At 64.9% G+C, this 299-nt stretch carries 1 protein-coding gene; it reads right to left on the bottom strand.

The window, feature by feature from the left end:
• Positions 1-299 (bottom strand): substrate-binding domain-containing protein (locus tag CWIS_RS17320; protein WP_048344603.1); only part of this gene is annotated, 299 nt, incomplete at both ends.

Here is a 299-nt window from a genome sequence, read left to right as displayed (position 1 = left end):
GTGGACCTTCTTGATGGCGTCCAGGATCTGGTCGCCGAAGACCGGGTTGCACTCGACGACGTAGTTGAACTTCTTGTCCACGAGGGCCTGCAGGCCGTCGCGCACGCCGTCGATCGTGACGATGATGATGTCCTTGCCCGGGACCTTGCCCGCGGCCTCGATCGCCTCGATCGCACCCAGACCCATGTCGTCGTTGTGCGCGAACAGCAGGTTCATGTCGGGGTACGCCTGCAGCGCGGCCTCCATGGCGGCCTTGCCCTCGGCACGCGTGAAGTTGCCGGACGCCTTGCCGACGATGT

It is taken from the genome of Cellulomonas sp. A375-1, assembly GCF_001040865.1.
In the GTDB taxonomy this organism is placed as follows: Bacteria; Actinomycetota; Actinomycetes; order Actinomycetales; family Cellulomonadaceae; genus Cellulomonas; species Cellulomonas gelida.
The sequence above is the reverse complement of the archived record's forward strand: the minus strand, read 5'-3'. Positions and strand labels throughout refer to the sequence as shown.